The organism is Pseudoalteromonas nigrifaciens, from assembly GCF_002221505.1.
GTDB lineage: Bacteria > Pseudomonadota > Gammaproteobacteria > Enterobacterales > Alteromonadaceae > Pseudoalteromonas > Pseudoalteromonas nigrifaciens.
The window spans coordinates 88,306-105,405 of the sequence record NZ_CP011037.1; the positions used below are offsets into that span (position 1 = coordinate 88,306).

The 17,100-nt window shown below is 40.4% G+C and carries 13 protein-coding genes and 1 pseudogene; 9 read left to right on the forward strand and 5 right to left on the reverse strand.

Features of this window, described 5'->3' with window-relative positions; translation table 11 throughout:
* The first annotated feature begins 240 nt into the window (after window positions 1–240).
* The 3 genes and pseudogenes from PNIG_RS16950 to PNIG_RS16960 all read left to right on the forward strand — a co-directional run bounded on the left by PNIG_RS16950 (window position 241) and on the right by PNIG_RS16960 (window position 2,792).
* Window positions 241–1,758: an RNA-guided endonuclease InsQ/TnpB family protein gene (locus PNIG_RS16950; protein WP_089369036.1), complete on the forward strand. Its 1,518-nt coding sequence runs from the start codon at window positions 241–243 to the stop codon at window positions 1,756–1,758.
* Between the two features lie 42 nt (window positions 1,759–1,800).
* Window positions 1,801–2,333: pseudogene (locus tag PNIG_RS16955) on the forward strand (GGDEF domain-containing protein).
* A gap of 249 nt (window positions 2,334–2,582) precedes the next feature.
* The gene (locus tag PNIG_RS16960) at window positions 2,583–2,792 is read left to right on the forward strand and encodes a cold-shock protein (RefSeq protein WP_002959120.1); all 210 of its coding nucleotides are present in this window, start codon (window positions 2,583–2,585) and stop codon (window positions 2,790–2,792) included.
* A gap of 352 nt (window positions 2,793–3,144) precedes the next feature.
* Here PNIG_RS16960 and PNIG_RS16965 read toward each other — a convergent pair whose 3' ends face one another.
* The 3 genes from PNIG_RS16965 to udk form a co-directional block, all read right to left on the reverse strand.
* The gene (locus PNIG_RS16965) at window positions 3,145–4,128 is read right to left on the reverse strand and encodes an IS110 family RNA-guided transposase (RefSeq protein WP_089369037.1); all 984 of its coding nucleotides are present in this window, start codon (window positions 4,126–4,128) and stop codon (window positions 3,145–3,147) included.
* Window positions 4,129–5,006: 878 nt separating this feature from the next.
* Window positions 5,007–6,230, reverse strand: a complete 1,224-nt coding sequence (locus tag PNIG_RS16970; protein WP_089369038.1) for a NupC/NupG family nucleoside CNT transporter — start codon at window positions 6,228–6,230, stop codon at window positions 5,007–5,009.
* Window positions 6,231–6,247: 17 nt separating this feature from the next.
* A complete protein-coding gene (gene udk, locus PNIG_RS16975; protein ID WP_011329721.1) occupies window positions 6,248–6,877 on the reverse strand; it encodes a uridine kinase in 630 nt (209 codons plus the stop codon).
* Between the two features lie 191 nt (window positions 6,878–7,068).
* Between udk and PNIG_RS16980 the strand changes: the two genes are divergently transcribed.
* From PNIG_RS16980 to PNIG_RS17000, 5 genes are all read left to right on the forward strand, one after another.
* Window positions 7,069–8,286: a phosphopentomutase gene (locus tag PNIG_RS16980; RefSeq protein WP_089369039.1), complete on the forward strand. Its 1,218-nt coding sequence runs from the start codon at window positions 7,069–7,071 to the stop codon at window positions 8,284–8,286.
* 13 nt (window positions 8,287–8,299) lie between these two features.
* Window positions 8,300–9,001 carry a purine-nucleoside phosphorylase gene (deoD, locus tag PNIG_RS16985; protein ID WP_011329723.1) on the forward strand — a complete coding sequence of 234 codons (702 nt, stop codon included), beginning with the start codon at window positions 8,300–8,302 and terminating at the stop codon, window positions 8,999–9,001.
* A 530-nt stretch (window positions 9,002–9,531) separates the two neighbouring features.
* Entirely contained in the window at window positions 9,532–10,275 is a 744-nt protein-coding gene (locus tag PNIG_RS16990) for a ferredoxin--NADP reductase (protein WP_086995474.1), read from the forward strand.
* Between the two features lie 214 nt (window positions 10,276–10,489).
* On the forward strand, window positions 10,490–11,230 hold the full coding sequence (locus tag PNIG_RS16995; RefSeq protein WP_089369040.1) for a nuclear transport factor 2 family protein: 741 nt from the start codon (window positions 10,490–10,492) through the stop codon (window positions 11,228–11,230).
* 27 nt (window positions 11,231–11,257) lie between these two features.
* Window positions 11,258–11,578, forward strand: coding sequence for a hypothetical protein (locus PNIG_RS17000; protein WP_011329726.1), 321 nt, complete (start codon window positions 11,258–11,260; stop codon window positions 11,576–11,578).
* On the opposite strand, the gene PNIG_RS17005 is transcribed toward PNIG_RS17000, so the two are convergent.
* On the reverse strand, window positions 11,568–12,461 hold the full coding sequence (locus PNIG_RS17005; RefSeq protein ID WP_089369041.1) for a tetratricopeptide repeat protein: 894 nt from the start codon (window positions 12,459–12,461) through the stop codon (window positions 11,568–11,570). The genes PNIG_RS17000 and PNIG_RS17005 overlap by 11 nt on opposite strands.
* A gap of 454 nt (window positions 12,462–12,915) precedes the next feature.
* Between PNIG_RS17005 and tnpC the strand changes: the two genes are divergently transcribed.
* Window positions 12,916–14,355: an IS66 family transposase gene (gene tnpC / locus PNIG_RS17010; protein WP_089369042.1), complete on the forward strand. Its 1,440-nt coding sequence runs from the start codon at window positions 12,916–12,918 to the stop codon at window positions 14,353–14,355.
* A 752-nt stretch (window positions 14,356–15,107) separates the two neighbouring features.
* On the opposite strand, the gene PNIG_RS17015 is transcribed toward tnpC, so the two are convergent.
* On the reverse strand, window positions 15,108–16,709 hold the full coding sequence (locus tag PNIG_RS17015; RefSeq protein ID WP_086995465.1) for an ABC-F family ATPase: 1,602 nt from the start codon (window positions 16,707–16,709) through the stop codon (window positions 15,108–15,110).
* Between the last annotated feature and the right edge of the window lie 391 nt (window positions 16,710–17,100).

The following is a 17,100-nucleotide window of genomic DNA, read 5'->3' on the forward strand; positions in this document are numbered from 1 at the left end:
CCTGCGGTTTTAGTGGTTGTGTTTTGCTACAGCTTTACTCTATTTTACAGCTAGTTCAGAGGGTGGCTTACGCTGCGAGCGAACACGTCACAGCGGTATTTTGCAACGAATGCTAGGTGTACTTGGTTCTTATAAACGCAGTTCCTGCCAGTTCTCCATTCGTGCATATTAAACTCATGATTGTTTTTTGTATAGCGCTATAATATTCTGTGTTTAGTGACTGTTCAAGGCATTTAATTAATGGCAATTCGTGGCTTTAATATCGAAATAACTTACAAAATGAGTAGTAAAGCAGCTACTCATTTTGCGCGGTGGATTGGTGGATCGAATGTCATGCGTAATCAGAGAATTGAGGAAAGCCTCGAACTTATCCGAGCCGACAAAGGCTCGGATATTGATCAGAAGTATGCAGGTATTAAGGCTAAACCTGAGCTTTCCTTCTTAAAAGAAATACCACCACAAATACTTCGAAACGCTGCAAGTATGTTATTTAGTGATATTAATGCGTGCCGAAGTGGGCTTCGGAAGTTTCCTAAGCCCAAAGGGCGTAATCGCAAGCGTAGCTGTGTAGTAACAAAGGAAATGTTCATCCTTGAGCCGCTAAACGAAGGTCGGGCACTTCTGACATTCTACGAGAAGGCTTCGAAGAAGCCCGCACGTATGTTTTCTATAAAGCTCGACTACGAACCCGACCAGCTCGCAAAGCAGTTCCGTATATCGCGCCAAGGTAGACGCTTCTACCTCTCAGGGTCGTATAACGACGGTGTTGAGTCTGCAACGAATGAGGAACTGTTGAAAGGCTTTGTTGCACAAAGCCTCAGTGATGACGAATTACTATCCCAAATCACAGGTATCGACCGTGGCGTTAAGCTGCCTATTGCAACAAGCGACGGTTTGCGCAAAGCCTATAGCCCTGAGACGACTGAAAGGCTAAAGCGATTAGTGCAAAAGAAGGCTCGGTATCAGCGTATTTTGGCGCGTAAAAAGCGCCAAAACAATAACAAAAACACTAGACGTGTTGAGTCTAATGAGCAGCAAAAGCTAGCAGATAAGATAGCTAACTTCGACGCCAAGACTGCGCGAATTAGGCACGACTTTTTGCACCAGACCTCGAAAGAGGTCGTGCTTTCGGCGAAGTCTATAATCGCTTTGGAAGACTTAAAACTCAAAAACATGACCAAGCGTGCTAAACCAAAGCGCGGCAAGCATGGCCGTGGCTATGCGCGTAACAACGCGAATGCCAAGAGCAGTTTAAATCGCTCATTATTAAATGTCGCTTTAGGAAAGCTTGGTGACTTCATCAAGTATAAAGCGAACGACTACGGTAAGGCCGTAGTCGAAGTGAGCCCCGCAGGCACGTCGCAGACGTGCCATATGTGCGGTGAAAAAAATACGATAAGACCTCAGCAAGATACATTAATTTGTTTAAATGGCTGCGGAACTTTTCATGCGGACGACAATGCCAGCATTGTCGTAGCGCAACGAGCTGTACCTTACATACAAGAGTCTACGTTTGCCCAGAAAGCAAAAACTCGTAAGAAAACAGCAGTACGTAAAAAGGCGGTAACACCGCCGTTGGGGAGCGAACTGGCCTCAACTGAAAAATCAGGGGAGTTAGAGACTGCATCAACTGATGTGTCCCTTGTGTGCTCACGCACGCAAGCTGACGTAAGACCGTCATCGACGGCAAGCCTTGTACAAAGAAACTCTCTTACAACAATGGACGCCAGTGTTACTGGCGTCTTGGAAACTCGATAGTTTTAGCTACGAGTAGTTCATAGTCAGCAATTAAGAACAGCAATGCTAAAAGGCGAAAGTATTTTACAGCTGCAAATAGGGCAGTTACGCCACGATGCACAAACAGATCCTCTAACGGGGATTCATAATCGCAGAAGTTTAAAAGCATGGCTTGATAAACTAATCCACGAACAAACGTTATTTACCATTTTAGAAATAGACATCGACTTTTTTAAACGCGTAAATGACACATATGGCCACGACAAGGCGATGAAGCACTCAAAGCATTAACCAAGCTTATTCAAAGTGTTGCTCGCAAAGACGATATTGTTGCGCGCATTGGCGGCGAAGAGTTTGTACTTGTAATACCTAATCAAAACAGTGAAGGTGCATTTAAAATAGCTGAAAGGCTGCGCCTTGCAGTTGAGTCGTCACATATAGATACAGTTGGTTACATAACCATATCAATAGGTATTGCTAGTTACCCAGAGCACGGCACTAATATTGAGCAAGTATTTAAAAAAGCCGATAACGCACTTTACTATGCAAAAGAGCATGGTCGTAACCGTAGCGTTATTGCTAATTTAATAGAGTAACTGCAAGGCCCTTAACTAATTTAAACAAGGTTTAATATTTTAAATTATTTAAATAATAAGCTTGACACAAATTAAAACTTCTATATAGTGGGCCGCAGCTAGAAAGAAAGTATGTAATCTATAAATCTCCATTTCGATGTTGTATAAGTAATACTTGTAGTACCGTCCTGAAGTTTTTAAAGTACCATCTCATTTTTTGCTATACCCGCTCATATGAGCATATTTTTATTTTTATATCAGGATATTACAATGTCAAACATCGTATCAGGTACAGTTAAGTGGTTTAACGAGTCTAAAGGTTTTGGTTTCATCGAGCAAGAAAATGGCCCAGACGTTTTCGCACATTTCTCAGCAATCAAAAGCGAAGGTTTCAAAACTTTAGCTGAAGGCCAACGTGTAGAGTTCACTCTTTCACAAGGTCAAAAAGGTCCACAAGCTGATAACATCACAGCTGTATAATTTTACTTTTTAAGTAAAATGAAAAAAAGCGCTTAAGGCGCTTTTTTTGTGCCTAAAATTTGGTATTCCTCGGTAACTCCCCCCACAGTATTGTATTTCAACGTATTAAACTTAACTAGCCAAGCTTCGCTAAAATACAGGTGCCAGGCTCCAAGCTTTAGGCTCTAGGTTTCAGGATTTATATCTCAGGCAGAATTTGCCAAGCTCAATGTGTATAGCTTTGGCCGTAAATGCAAAAGGTAGCGCTCAGACTTGAGCTATCAATCAACTATCAGCGAGCAGTTAGAACCCCATCCAAATTAATGGCTGCGAAAGTAGATACCATCTCTCATTTTATGCTTCAAGATCGTATTTAACTTTCTTGAAGCTTAAACGCTTCTTGATTCTTTACTACGCCAAAACATATATGAATGAGTTTACGCATATTGGCACCAATGATTTGCATCGATGTTTTGCCATGATTCATCAATCTTATTTTTTGCTGTTTTATTTGATAATTCCACTGCCCAGCGACTACTGCTGCCATATAAAGCTTACTTCGTATTCTCGAGGGCCCTAGCTTACTTAAAGTTGTACGGCCCTTCATTTTCCCTGACTCATGCAACTTCGGTATTAAGCCACAGTAAGCTGCTGCCTGCTTAGCTTGGTTGAATTTTTTAGCTGCGAATATATACGTGAGCTCTCGAGACATAACGGGCCCAATACCGGGGATTGTTTCTAGTAACGCTCTATCTTTTTTTAAATTAGGGAAGCTGTCTATGTGATTATCGATATCTAATTTAAGTTTTTTTATCTCATCATCAAAAAAATTAATCGTTTCTTTTAATGATTGAATAACTCGCTCCGACGCCGCATTAAACTCACTTGCTTCTAATCGATTATGCTCCCTTTGCTTGCTGGATTCTAATGCATCAAGTCGGCGCAGTAATGCCTTAAGCTCTCTAATTTCTTTTGCTTCAGGTTGCCAATAGTTAACAATTGAATGCTTTGCATAACCATAGCTTGCAAGCATTATCGCATCTGACTTATCTGTTTTATGAACAATATTTAGAGCCTCGGCATATTTCTTTGCTTTGCCTGGATTAGCGAGCACAATATTGAATCCTTGCTGGTATAAAAAGTACATCAGCGGTTCATGGTAAACACCCGTTGGCTCTACCGTGATAACGACCTCCTCAGCTACAGCTTGGGTTGTACTTAAAAGCCACTGCTCAATATCTTTGAAAGATAGCTGGTTGTTTTTAAATACTTTCGTTTTCTTTTTGTTGGTAGTTGGATCTCTCAGCCAGCATAAATCTACTTTATCCTTACTAATATCAAAACCGATAAACATCATCTCTACTTACTCCCCTTGTACATACAGCATCAACTTAATTTAAGTGTGCTTGGATACCATTCAGTTTGTTGAGAATTGGACGCTAGGGCTTAATCTACATCTCAGTATCGAGTACTGGGCGGGAATACAAGCTCACTAGCATCCGATGTAATAAATGATAGCTAATCATCTATTACTGAGAGATACAAGGCGGGAGTTTACCTCGCGCTTTTTGCTGTGTTTTCGATGCTGGGTATAAACTTACCCTGGGCGAGTAGCTTGTTACCTGCCGCACGCTCGTAGTACGAAAAACGTATTTGTAAAAGGTGATGAGATCACAAAGTAGTGATTTAAACCCTAGAGATGAAATGCCAGCATGAGGTAAAAACAGGTTTATATTTCATGTTTTAGGCGTCAGGTGTTTGATGCAAGCTCAATAAAGTAACTAAGCAAGCTCAATGTTTAGCTTTGGCTGTAAATACGAAAAGGGACAGCACTCAGGCTTGAGCTGTCTGCCAGTCAACTATCAACTTCTTAATTATTAGCGAGTAGTTATAATCCCACCCAAGTTAATGGTTATGGAAGTAGACGGGAGTTTATCTCGCACGCTTTTTACTGCTTTATATTACGCTTATGACAGGGGACTGTTATCTGATGTTGATCTCTGGTTGCTGGTGAATACCATTTTAGTGTTTAAAGGCGGTGGTTGGCAGGTGGTTCTTTATTTTATTATATGATTCAAAGATTAGCCTTTAAGCTCATTATAAGCCTATTTATAAGCCCAAAACGATAAAAGGGCCTTGCGGCCCTTGATGAAGTATCGTTCAAGTCAGATAGAGCTTTAACCCCTTAAAGCACTATCCTATTGTTTTGCAACAGTGGTTCATCTCATTAAGTTTCTAAGCTAGCGAGAGGAAAAATCCAGCAATTGCGGCGCTCATAAGGTTAGCCATAGATCCTGCTAACACTGCTCTGAGCCCTAAGCGAGCGATATCCTTTCGCCGACTAGGCGCCATACCGCCTAATCCACCTAGTAAAATGGCTATCGATGATAAGTTAGCAAAGCCACACAGTGCAAAAGTAACAATTGCTTGTGTGTGCGCACTTAACGTATCGCGATAATTTATAAAGTCTAAGTAAGCAACAAATTCATTCACTACTAACTTTTGACCAATAAAGCTACCGGCTAGTATTGCTTCATTCCATGGCACACCAAGTAACCATGCAACAGGCGCAAATACATAACCTAAAATTTCTTGCAGCGTTAATGTCGGGTAGTCAAACCAGCCGCCAATACCACCTAATAAACCGTTTAACAATGCAATTAATGCTACAAAAGCAAGTAGCATTGCACCTACGTTTAGTGCCAAGTGCATACCACTTGCAGCACCCGATGCAGCAGCATCAATAACGTTAACGGGCTTTTCATCATCTACATCTAAGTCAGCTAAATTGTCTTTAGGCGTTTCGGTTTCTGGTACAATCATTTTGGCCATTAAAAAGCCACCAGGAGCCGCCATAAAGCTAGCTGCTATTAAATACTTAAGGTCAATACCAATAATTACGTAACCGGCCATAACAGAGCCTGCTACCGTTGCCAAACCACCTACCATTACGGCAAATAATTCCGACTTGGTCATAGTGGCAATAAAGGGTTTAACAATTAACGGTGCTTCTGTTTGACCAACAAAAATATTAGCAGTGGCCGATAGTGATTCAGTACGTGAGGTTTTTAACAGCTTTTGCAAGCCGCCACCTAAAATCTTAATAACCCACGCCATAATGCCTAAATGATATAACACGGCCACTAACGCAGAGAAAAATACAATTACCGGCAGTACTTGAATAGCAAAAATAAATCCTAATGTATCTTGCGATGCTAAAGGTCCAAACAAAAAGCTTATACCGTCGTTAGCAAAACCAATAACCGATGAAACAGCGGAAGATACACTTGCTAATGCATTTTTACCTGCATCAAAAAATAATACAAAACCACCAATAATTACTTGCATCGCAAATGCGATACCTACCGTTCTAAGCTTTATAGCTTTGCGATTAGTTGACGCCGCAAATGCAATAGCTAGCAGCACAAACATGCCAACTACGCTCATAAAAGTTGTCATACAAATGTTTCCCGTTACTATTCTTGAAGAATATGTTTGATTTTACTTTTTATTATATCAATCGCAACGCGATTCATGCCGCCTCGAGTGACAACTAGATCTGCATTATGCTTTGACGGTTCTATAAATTGATAAAACATCGGTCTAACAGTTGCTTGGTATTGTTCAACAACAGATTGTAATGTTCTGCCCCTTTGCTCCATATCGCGTTGCATTCTACGCATTAAGCAAATGTCTAAGGGAGTGTCTATAAACACCTTAATATCAAATTCTTTATTAAGCGCTTTATCGCTAAGTAGTAAAATGCCTTCTACGATTAATATTTTAGCTGCAGTTACATACCGCGTTGTTTCGCTGCGAGTATGTTGTGCGTAATCATAAATAGGTACTTCTACAGCGTGGCCGTTACGAAGTTGTGTTAAATGCTCATGCATTAACTTATATTCAAATGCATCAGGATGGTCGTAGTTAGTTTGCGTACGATGTGCAAACGGTAAATGCGACTGATCCTTATAATAAGCATCTTCTTCGATAATGGCGATAGCGCCTGGTTCAAGTTCATTAACCAATTCATTGTAAATTGTTTGGCTAAAAAGAGATTTACCCGACGCTGATGCGCCAGCAATGGCTATAATAGTTCGTGTCACTAAAGTTCTCACCCACACAGGAAGATATATTGTTGGTAGATCACAATAGCAAAAAAGACACGATTAATCTCTTTTGCTTCGCTTAAGGACGTAAATTTATAATGTTTAGGTTATATGAAACAGGACTTATGTCCTGTGCGTAAAAATCGAAGAGCAGATAAAGTAACCATATTGAATAACGGGAGGTCACAATGGCAAGAGCAATTATCCTAATGGCAGACAGTTTAGGAATTGGTGCAGCACCAGATGCAGATAAATTTGGTGATATTGGCGCAAATACTTTAGCACATCTGCTAAAAGCATATTATGACGAAACAGGCACAGCATTATCGCTACCAAACTTATCAAAGTTAGGGTTAATTGATGCCTGCGAAGCGGCCGGTAAAGAGCCTTGTTTAGTGTCAAACCGTTCAGCATCGCAAGGTGCATGGGGATACGCTAAAGAGCTTTCGAGCGGTAAAGATACGCCATCAGGCCATTGGGAAATGGCGGGAGTACCCGTTTTATTTGATTGGGGTTATTTTCCTAAAACTCAGCCAAGCTTCCCACAAGAATTTATTGACGAGCTTATTGCTCGTACCGGTATTCCTGGCATATTAGGTAACTGCCATGCATCAGGAACCACTATTTTAGAGCAGCTAGGTGAAGAGCACGTTAAAACAGGTAAACCTATCTGTTACACCTCAGCTGACAGCGTGTTTCAAATAGCCGCGCATGAAGAGTCATTCGGCCTAGAAAAGCTTTATCAGGTTTGCGAAACTGCACGGTCGCTACTTGATGAAATGAATATAGGGCGAGTGATTGCGCGGCCATTTTTGGGTTCAAATAATCAAGATTTTGCCCGCACCAGCAATCGCCGTGACTACTCGGTATTACCGCCAGCTCCTACATTGCTAGACGTACTGGCAAAAGACGGTGGCGAAGTAATAAGCATTGGCAAAATTTCAGATATATACGCGCATCAAGGTATTACCCAAAAGCATAAAGCACCAGGGTTAATAAACTTGCTGAAAAAAACTAACGAATTAATGCAAAGTGCGCCCGATCACAGCTTAATATTTACTAACTTGGTCGACTTTGACGAAATGTTTGGCCATCGTCGTAATCCTGTTGGGTATGCAAAAGCGTTAAAAGAGTTTGACGATTACTTGCCAACTATATTAAACGCACTAAAAGCCGATGATTTACTAATTATTACTGCCGATCATGGCTGCGATCCAACCTTTCCAGGTTCTGAGCACACCCGTGAATACGTACCAGTAATTGCTTACCAACCGGCCATGACCGACACCCCACTTGGTGAGCGAAATAGTTTTGCAGACATAGGTCAAACCTTAGCACAATGGTTTAACTTACCTGCGCTTGAATATGGTGATGGCTTTATAGATAAGCTAACTACATCTAAATAAAAAGGAAAGATTAATGAGTACTCCGCATATCAATGCAAACGTAGGTGATTTCGCCGAAACAGTATTAATGCCAGGCGATCCGCTACGCGCAAAATATATTGCTGAAAACTTTTTAGATGACGCAAAACAAGTAACCAGTGTACGTAACATGCTTGGCTTTACGGGCACTTACAAAGGTAAGCCTGTAAGCATTATGGGCTCGGGCATGGGCATTCCATCAATGTCTTTGTATGCGCGTGAGCTAATTGTTACTTTTGGGGTTAAAAACCTGATTCGTATTGGCACGTGTGGCGGTATTGGTAGCGACGTTAAAATACGCGATGTTATTTTTGCACAAGGTGCATGCACCGATTCAAACGTAAATCGTGCCCGTGTGCGCGGTACAGATTTTGCTGCAATTGCTGACTTTGACCTGCTTTTAAACGGCGTAAATGCTGCAAAAGATCTTGGTATTAAAGCAAAAGTGGGCAACGTATTTACTACCGACACATTTTATCAAGCCGATGACACTTTTTATAAAGATTTAGATAAATTAGGTGTGCTTGCCGTTGATATGGAAACAGCCGGTTTATATGGCGTTGCAGCCGAATATGGCGCAAAAGCAATGGCATTATTCACTGTAAGTGATCATGTGATCACTGGCGAAGCAACTCCAGCAGACGAGCGTCAAAGCACATTTAACGAAATGGTTAAAATTGCCTTAGAGTCTATCTAAGTAATTAACTATTGTAGTAAAACAGTTCCTTGGTAACGTATTCACTAAATTTTGGAGACACGCCCAAAGTGAAGTGAGACTAAACCCCAAAGCCGCATTTATGCGGCTTTTTTTATAGGTGCAATCTTATATTAAGTGCAATTTCATATCGTGCGTTTTAGCTTAAAGAGAAAGGCGAAGAATTAAAGATAGCTAATAGTTAATTATTTGCTTAAAACAGCCCCATTGTAAAATTGACCGTAGGCGAGTAGCTTGCTGCCGCGCGCACGCAGTGCGAATCATTAAATATATTATATTTTAAAAAATATCAGATCTAAAAGTAAAAAAGCCAATCTAACGCAAAATAAACACAGACATTAACTACATATACCCTCTTTATTTTGACTGGTTGATCCTGATTGTTTTACCTGCAATTACACAGTGTTTTAGCTATAAGTATTTGTTACTTAGTGTTAAGGTTTAAGCTATAAAAACGCATGTTTAAAGTCAGTAACCTTAATACTTTATAGCTGATAATATAGGAGCTAACTATGTCTAATTGGGTTGATGCAACAGTAAAAAAAATTACTTGGTGGACAGACTCGTTATTTAGCATAACGGTAAATGCCGACGTTGAGCCATTTAAAGCGGGGCAGTTTACTAAGTTATCTATAATGGATGGCGATAAGCGTATTGCACGGGCTTACTCCTACGTTAATGCCCCTGATGACCCCAATTTAGAGTTTTATTTAATCAACGTAGTTGACGGTTTACTCTCATCGTATTTAGCCAAGCTACAACCAGGCGATAATGTATTAATAGAGCGCCGTGCTACAGGCTTTTTTACCCTTGACGAAATACCCGCCAGCGAACAGTTATGGATGCTAAGTACAGGCACCGCTTTGGGGCCGTTTTTGTCCATGCTACAACAGAGCGAAGTATGGCAAAAGTATCAACATATAAACCTAGTGCATGGCGTGCGTTTAAATGACGATTTAAGCTATCAGGAGCTTATAAACACGTTACTTGAAGCTCATCCCAAACAGTTAAATTACATTCCTGTAGTGAGTCGTGAGCAAGCTGATGTAGGGTTACATGGCCGAATAACGGATATGATTGCGAATAAGCAATTATTTTCGCACGTTGGGCTAAATGCAACGCCCGAAAACGCACAGTTTATGATTTGTGGTAATCCGCAAATGGTGAAAGACACCACAGAGTTACTCATAAACCAAAATTACCAACGCAATCGGCGCAGAACCCCCGGCCACATAACGGTTGAGCAATATTGGTAGTTAGGTGTGTTTATTTTACCTGTTTAAACGTGTAGCCGGGTGTTTGGTTTTTAGGTAAATAAGTACCTATTTAGTGTGGATATTCCTTTAAATGGGTAATAACCATGCTAAATACCAAACATGCCCTAGTACTAAACAGATAATCACTACCCCAAAACCGCAAAATTTGCTATGTTGCGCCCTAACAGTATTTCGTGCTCATTTTAGGAAAACTATGAAATCTTTACCTATCGTTTTTGCTTTTATATTTATTGGTGCCGCGGCACTTGTTTACGCAACAGAGCAAGAAACCAACACAACGGCGCAAAGCAGTACAGAGCAAGCTAAACCTGCAATTGAAAAAGAGCAGCAAGCTGCCGACGAGTCAAAACAACAAGCTACAGATAGACTCAATACCCTTGAGCATAAAGAGGCAGTATTAACAAAACCAGTTGTTGATCCTAACAAAGTAGACGACTCAAAAGTACTTGGCACCGAAACCCCTAAGCCAGTTGAAAAGATTAAAAATAAAGAGGAAAAAGCGGCCGCTATTGCCAAAGCTGAGCAAGTGGTAACGCAAGCAAAAGAAGCCTTAACGCAAAGGCAGCAAACAAAAGCCAAACAATCGCGCGAATCATTAGCTGTGGTTGAACAATTAGTTAAAGCCTATAACGCCCGTAATATTGAAGAGTTTATTCGGGTTTATGCCGAAGACGTTGAATTTTATATTTTCCCTAACGAGCTGCTATTTAAAGGTAAGGAAAAACTAATAGCCCGTTATGGCTTAATGTTTAAAAAGCTAAAATGCATTCATTCATCACCAATCAAACGCATAGTACATGGCGACATAGTAATTGATCATGAATTATCAGAAACCTGCTCAGTAGATGAAAACGTAATAGATAAACGCTCAGAGCTTATTTCAAGCTATCAAGTTAAAGATGGTAAAATAATTCGTGTGTTATTTTTTCGATAACTCATAACTAGGTAAGTAAGTATCAAAATGCAGTTAAACGACGAGAAAAAAATTCGCCTAGAGTATCGGGTAGAGCCAGGCTGTTTAGGCCCACAAGGGCTAAGCCACATAGAAGATTTTTGTCGCTATGCTAATAAGCATATTAAATCACCATATTATGCGCAATTTTTATTTACCCCTCGTTACGACAAGCAAAAAAGTGAACGTCAATACAGCGTAAATAGCCGCAACTTATCGCAAGTTCAGGCCAAGCTGTATTTTGATCACTTTCAAATAAATATAGTAGAGTTTGAAGAGCAGCTCGACGAGCTGCTCAGTAAAGCAATAGATCTGTACTTTAAACGCTAGTCGCACTCAAAATTTCGTTAAAGCTTTCGTTGTCGTGTAGGCTAGCAAACGCACTCTCGTGCAGTAGTTCATTGCGTAAGTTAGGTGAGTAATCTAACGCCATTTTTATATCGGCTAACGCATCGGCATGTTCATGAATTAACGCATAAGCACACGCACGTTGCCAATAAGCATAGCCATAATCACTGTCTATCTCTATTGCTTGGTTACATAGCTCAATAGCTTGTGTTGTATCGTTAATTTCTAGCAGCGCATCGGCTTTATAAGCAATGGCTTCTACGTCTTCAGGTTTACGTTTTAAAATTTCGTCAAAAATTTCAATTTTGTTAGCAAAATCACTTTCTAAATTAGCCCGCATCCACAGTGAGTGAACTTCATTAGTGACCGAAATCCGTTCTTGGTTACTGAGTATTTCTTCAGAGCGAACGCGCAGTTTTTCTTCAAGAATTTTTAAGCGATCTTCATACTCATCGGTAATAACGCTTACTCGGGTATTTACTATGTCTTCTACTTTATTTTTAACATCGCGCAGTGAGTTCCAACCCACTAATACTAAAATTGATGCGGTAGCCGTAATAATAAAAAATACATTATTAATGGTATCAGTAGTGTAGGTAATTGCACGGTCGGCGGTATCTAGCTGGGCATGAGTAACTTGTTTTGTTACATCCTCACGTAGTTTTTGCTGATCTTGACGCACAGCTCTAAGCTCATCAAGAATATAACGCTCCATTAGCGGCTTATACATAGGAGCAGCTAGCCCATCAACAGCTTGGTTTTGTTGCTGCTCGGTGGGAGCCGAAAAAGGGTCATCTTCAGCAGCAATGATCGCTGTAGAATTAAAAGTTACGCAAATAAACAATAGTAATAAAAAGTAACGCATAGTACGCCTAATAAATAAAATCAATAAATCGCTAAGGCAACTTTAACATGCACAGATTCAGGGTACTAGAGGAGGTTGCTGTTTCGTTAAACACTTTATAGCGCCGGTTAGGTAATTAACGTTAGTTTGCAGCAATTAGACATTTTTAGACGCTATTGATAAAAATTAGGCAAAAAAAACCAGCTCAAGGTGAGCTGGCAAAAACTACTTAAAACAACATAATGTCAAAGGGAAAAACAATAAGTTAGATTGCATAATAACGCGACTAAGCTGAACAATTACTTAACTCAATTCAATACTTTAAATTAAGTTACAAAAATAAATAAGGTGTATAAATCATCAAAAAATAGTAACTATTCACCAAGACAAATTATTTTCTAAGGATCTTTTTTAGCTATTGACTGATCCTGCCAGTATGCCAAGCTAGAGCTATTACCCTATCGCTCTAGCTTTAATGAATTTAAACAGCATAAATATCACTGAAATAGTTGAGCAAACTAAAACTCAGTTACAAGAAGATAAAACACTCTCGCCAGCGTTGAAGATGTCTATTGAACTCATTCTTGTTGTCGTTGTTATGCTAGCTAGTAAATTAGGACTTAATAGTCAAAATAGTAGCATTCCTCCATCAAAAGATATCAACCGAACAAAGCCAACGAGAGAGAAGTCAGAAAAATCAGCTGGCGGACAAAAAGGCCGAGTAGGTAAAACGCTGACTCAAACAGAAACACCTGATGAGGTACAAGTCATTTTAGTTGACCGAGATTTTTTACCTAAAGGTCACTATCGTGAGGTGGGTTTTCAAAAGCGACAAGTCGTCGATATAGATATCAGTAAAGTGGTGACCGAATACCAGGCTCAAATCCTTGAGAATGAGCAAGGGAAGCGGTTTGTTGGTGAATTCCCCCAAGGTGTTAACGGTCCTATTCAATATGGTGTTGGTGTGAAAGCCCATGCGGTTTACTTATCACAATATCAATTACTCCCTTATAACCGCATTGAAGAATACTTTAGTGACCAACTAGGTATTCCGATCAGTGCCGGCAGTTTATTTAACTTTAATGAACAAGCAGCGGCACTGGTAAAGTCATCGGGCGCAGAAGGTATCATCAAAGCGGCATTACAAAGCCCGCATCAAACTTTGCATGTTGATGAGACTGGCATTAATATCGGCGGTAAACGGCGATGGCTTCATGGTGCATCAACGACTTGGTGGACTTATTTTTATCCTCATGAAAAAAGAGGAAAAATAGCGATGGATGAGGCCGGTATTTTACCGCACTTTACCGGTGTGCTATGTCATGACCATTGGAAGCCATATTATCAATATACCCAATGCCAACATGCATTATGTAATGCTCACCACATCCGAGAATTAGAAAGGGCTTGGGAGCAAGACGGCATGCAATGGGCGAAGGATATGCAAACCTTACTTAAAGAAATGAATAAAGCTCAAATAGATAATCCCGACCTAGATAAAGGGGCTAAACAGAAATATCGTGAGCAATATCAAAAAATATTGCTTCAAGGTGACGCTAAATGTCCACCACCAGATAAAAGTAGCCGAGTGGAAGGTCAGCGAGGCCGATTAAAGCGAACCAAATCCCGCGCATTATTGGAACGACTAAGAGATTATCAAGATGATGTTTTACGTTTCATGATGAGCACTGGCGTGCCATTTACCAACAACCAAGGCGAGAATGATATTAGGATGACCAAGGTTCATCAAAAAATATCGGGGTGTTTTAGAAGTAAGCAAGGAGCTGAAATGTTCTGCTTGCTGAGAAGCTATTTATCGACTTGCAGAAAACAATATGTATCTGCAAGCCTAGCCCTTGAGTTATTATTCAAAAATCAGCTGCCTGATATATTCATTTCAGATGAGGCTGAATAGTTACAAAAAATATACCTTTTTTAACTTACATGGCGAAGGGGGATATACACAGTGACCTTGGTTACCCGACAGCCAACTTTTTAAGCCCTTCACATTACATTACGTCGCTTATTTTAAAAGCGATCATTTTTATTATTTAAAATGCGCGGCATAAAGCCCCAGCAACACAATTTTCACAAATAGAAGACAAAGAGAAGGCAATGAGAGTATATTTATTTTTCACACCACCCACAGCGCTTTCACCCTCTAAAAGCGCAGCGCCTCATAGTCTCTTTGTGAATAGGTTTTTTAATTTTAAATGCGCGGCATAAAGCCCTGCCTACAAAAATGGCACATAGAGAAGATAATGAGAGTAAATGAGTAGAGCAGTTCCATTTTATCCGCAGTTCGAAACTTACAGCTCTTTTCACCCTCTAAAAGCGCAGCGCCTCATAGTCTCTTTGTGAATAGGTTTTTTAATTTAAAATGCGCGGCATAAAGCCCCGCCTACAAAAGATTGCACATAGAGTAGGCAGCAAGAGTAAATGAGTAGAGCAGTTCCATTTTATCCGCAGTTCGAAACTTACAGCTCTTTTCACCCTCTAAAGCGCAGCGCCTCATAGCCTCTTTGTGAGTTAATTACTTAAAAGCGATTGCTCACAGGCCAAAGCCCAAGCTCGCAACTCGAAACGCAAATAACAAGCACAAAAAAACGGCGCTAAAGTTAGCACCGTTTTTACTTAATACTTAAATAAAGTATTTAAAGCCTGTTATTACGCTATTTTTTTCTCTTCGCAACTGGCTAGGTATTCGTCAAACGAGCCTTGAAAGTCGATTACTTGTTTATCTTTAATATCAATAATACGCGTAGCTAATGACGATACAAACTCACGGTCATGGCTTACAAAAATAAGCGTACCTTGGAAGTCTTTTAACGCATTGTTAAGTGCTTCAATGGCTTCCATATCCATGTGGTTTGTAGGCTCGTCCATTACGAGTACGTTAACGTCTTGCATCATTAACTTACCAAATAACAAACGGTTTTTTTCACCACCTGAACAGTTACGCGCTTTTTTGTTTGAATCGTCTGCTGTAAACAACAAACGACCTAACATGCCACGTACCATTAAATCGTTGTGCTTAGCGGTGCGCCACTGCGACATCCAATCAAACAAGGTTAAGTCGTTATCAAAATCTTTAGTGCTGTCTTGCGGGCAATAACCAAAAGTAGCATTTTCAGACCACTTAACTTCGCCCTCTAAGCTTTTAAGCTCGTCTACTAAACAGCGTAAAAAGGTAGTTTTACCCACACCATTTTCGCCAATTACTGCAAGCTTAGCGCCGGCTTCAAGTAATAAGTCGCCGCCAGAGAACAACATTTCGCCATCAAAGCCATGGCCAATTTTGTTAACTTCAAGCGCTTGGCGATACATTTTTTTACCTTCGTCAAAGCTCAGCGAAGGGCTCATACGGCTTGACGATTTAACTTCATCAAGTTTAATTTTATCCATTTTTTTAGCACGCGAACTTGCTTGTTTCGCTTTAGATGCGTTAGCACCAAAACGGTTAACAAAGTCTTGTAGTTCGTCAATTTCAGCGCTCTTCTTCGCGTTTTCAGCAAGTAATTGCTCGCGTTGTAGGCCAGCAGCTTCTAAAAACTTCTCGTAGTTACCAGGGTAAATACGCAGCTCGCCGTAATCAATGTCGGCCATGTGTGTACATACCGAGTTTAAAAAGTGACGGTCATGCGAAATAATAATCATGGTACATTTACGCTTGTTAAGCTCGTTAGCAAGCCAGGTAATTGTATGAATATCCAAGTTATTTGTAGGTTCATCGAGTAGCAAAATATCAGGGTTTGCAAATAACGCCTGTGCTAAAAGCACACGTAATTTCCAGCCCGGCGCTACGTTTGCCATTAAACCGTAATGAAATTCTTTATCGATACCCGCTTCAAGCAAAATCTCTTCAGCGCGGCTTTCTGCCGTGTAACCGTCCATTTCTGCAAATACGCTTTCTAGCTCAGCTACTTTCATGCCATCGTCTTCGCTCATTTCTGGCAAAGAGTAAATACGTTCGCGCTCTTGCTTTACTTTCCAAAGCTCCACGTCGCCCATAATTACAGCGTCAACAACGCTAAACTCTTCAAACGCAAACTGGTCTTGGCTTAGGTTACCTACTTTTAACCCTGGAGTAATAGATACATTACCCGCACTTGGCACAAGTGCCCCGCTTAAAATTTTCATGAAAGTCGACTTGCCGCAGCCGTTAGCGCCAATTAAACCGTAACGGTTACCGTTACCAAATTTAGCTGAAATGTTTTCAAACAACGGCTCTGCGCCAAACTGCATCGTGATATTTGCGGTGGAGATCAAAAAAATGTAATCCTAGAAAAAGTACTGACAGGGATAGGCCGCAGCAAAACGCCACAAACAAGAACCAGACAATAGGGTAAATTAGCTGGCGAATTATACAGATCCAAAGCCAAAGATGAAAGGTAAAAGAAACTTAAAAAATAGCCAGTAGGGCAAGAGCAGCTTTTAGGTGTCAGGCTTGAGGTTTTAGATAAAAATTAACCAAGGTTAATGTACAAGAGTAGGCGGAAGTTTACTTCGCGCTTATGGGCTGTAGGCGTTGAGCTTGCTGGCGCGAAAAGCACAGCTTTTGATGTGTAGGCACGATTATACCTTCGGATTAATTTAAACGTGTTGTGTGGTTTTTTAAATTTAGTAATAACAAAAGCTTGTACTTAATTGTTTAAAAGTT

What these genes read in the sequence shown, in the direction of transcription:
- PNIG_RS16950 (WP_089369036.1), top strand. Translation starts at nt 241, where the DNA reads ATGGCAATTCGTGGCTTTAATATCGAAATAACTTACAAAATGAGTAGT.
- PNIG_RS16960 (WP_002959120.1), top strand. Translation starts at nt 2,583, where the DNA reads ATGTCAAACATCGTATCAGGTACAGTTAAGTGGTTTAACGAGTCTAAA.
- PNIG_RS16965 (WP_089369037.1), bottom strand. Translation starts at nt 4,128, where the DNA reads ATGATGTTTATCGGTTTTGATATTAGTAAGGATAAAGTAGATTTATGC.
- PNIG_RS16970 (WP_089369038.1), bottom strand. Translation starts at nt 6,230, where the DNA reads ATGACAACTTTTATGAGCGTAGTTGGCATGTTTGTGCTGCTAGCTATT.
- PNIG_RS16980 (WP_089369039.1), top strand. Translation starts at nt 7,069, where the DNA reads ATGGCAAGAGCAATTATCCTAATGGCAGACAGTTTAGGAATTGGTGCA.
- deoD (WP_011329723.1), top strand. Translation starts at nt 8,300, where the DNA reads ATGAGTACTCCGCATATCAATGCAAACGTAGGTGATTTCGCCGAAACA.
- PNIG_RS16990 (WP_086995474.1), top strand. Translation starts at nt 9,532, where the DNA reads ATGTCTAATTGGGTTGATGCAACAGTAAAAAAAATTACTTGGTGGACA.
- PNIG_RS16995 (WP_089369040.1), top strand. Translation starts at nt 10,490, where the DNA reads ATGAAATCTTTACCTATCGTTTTTGCTTTTATATTTATTGGTGCCGCG.
- PNIG_RS17000 (WP_011329726.1), top strand. Translation starts at nt 11,258, where the DNA reads ATGCAGTTAAACGACGAGAAAAAAATTCGCCTAGAGTATCGGGTAGAG.
- PNIG_RS17005 (WP_089369041.1), bottom strand. Translation starts at nt 12,461, where the DNA reads ATGCGTTACTTTTTATTACTATTGTTTATTTGCGTAACTTTTAATTCT.
- tnpC (WP_089369042.1), top strand. Translation starts at nt 12,916, where the DNA reads ATGAATTTAAACAGCATAAATATCACTGAAATAGTTGAGCAAACTAAA.